Genomic DNA, 1,282 nt, shown 5'->3' on the forward strand with positions numbered 1-1,282 from the left:
ACATGCTTTCGATCGAGGTGGGTGAGGCGCTCGACGCGATCGATGCGGCGTTGTCCACGTTGTCGAAGGTTGATGTGGCCGGGCTTGCGGTGATGGATGTGTTGGAGTTGGCCGCCCGGTGTGAGAAGGCGACCCGCCATCACGATGTGGTGCGCTACGACCTCAGTTCTGAGCTGCATCGGCGTGAGGTCAGCGAGATCGGTGGTAAGCCGGCCAAGGTGCTGGCCGATTGGTTGCGGATCACGCCGGCGGAGGCCAAGCGCCGCGCCGAGGTTGTTGAGCCTCTGAGCCCGCGCACCGCGTTGAGCGGGGAGCCGCTGGCGCCGCGTCACCCCGGTACGGCGCAGGCGTGGCGCGACGGGAACCTCGATGGCGAGCATGTGCGAATCATTGCGAAGTTCCTCGGACAGTTGCCCTTTGATGTGCCCGCCGAGGTCCGTGACGGCGCCGAGCTGTTCCTGGCCGAGAAGGCGACACTGATGCGTCCGGATCAGTTGAGCCGGGTGGCGCATCGGTTGGCGTTGGAGATCAACCCGGACGGTCAGTTCTCCGATGAGGACCGAGCCCGCAAACGCTCCGCGGTGGTGGGCCGCCAACAGCCCGACGGGATGACCGAGATCCGTATCAATGCCACCCCGGAGATGATGTCCTACGTCGAGGCGGTGTTCGCCAAGTTCGCTGCCCCGGGCATGTGCAACCCGACCGATCAAACCGCGGTCACCGATGGCGAGCCTGCCCAAGAACAGGCACAGGTGGATTCTCGTACGATCGGGCAGCGCCAGCACGATGCGTTGATGGCGATGCTGCGCGGCACCCTCGGTGATCCGAAACTTGGGCAGCACAACGGCCTACCCGTTACCGTGATCGTGTCGACCACCTTGCAGGAACTGCAGAACGCGACCGGCCACGGCATAACCGGCGGCGGCACGATGCTGCCGATCACCGACGTCATCCGGATGGCCCGGCATAGCTACCACTACCTGACGATCTTCGACGGCGTCACCGGCCAAGCCTTGTGGTTGGGCCGCACCAAACGCATCGCCTCGGCCGATCAACGAATTGTGTTGCACGCCAGAGATCGCGGATGCACCAAGCCGGGTTGCACGGTGCCCGGATATGCCACCCAAGTCCACCACGCCGCCAAAGACTGGAAACACGGCGGCGCCACCGATATCGACGAATTGGCCTTCGCCTGCCCACCGGATAATCAGCTCGTGGAAACCGGCGGCTGGACGACCCGCAAACTCCCCAACGGCGACACCGAATGGATCCCACCGCCACA

1 protein-coding gene is annotated in these 1,282 nt (G+C 64.6%); it reads left to right on the top strand.

All coding sequences use genetic code 11. The annotated features are described in order from the left end of the window. On the top strand, positions 1 to 1,282 hold a 1,282-nt coding region (locus CRM90_RS29970), incomplete at both ends, for an HNH endonuclease signature motif containing protein (RefSeq protein ID WP_102810451.1).

The organism is Mycobacterium sp. ENV421, from assembly GCF_002887815.1.
In the GTDB taxonomy this organism is placed as follows: domain Bacteria; phylum Actinomycetota; class Actinomycetes; order Mycobacteriales; family Mycobacteriaceae; genus Mycobacterium.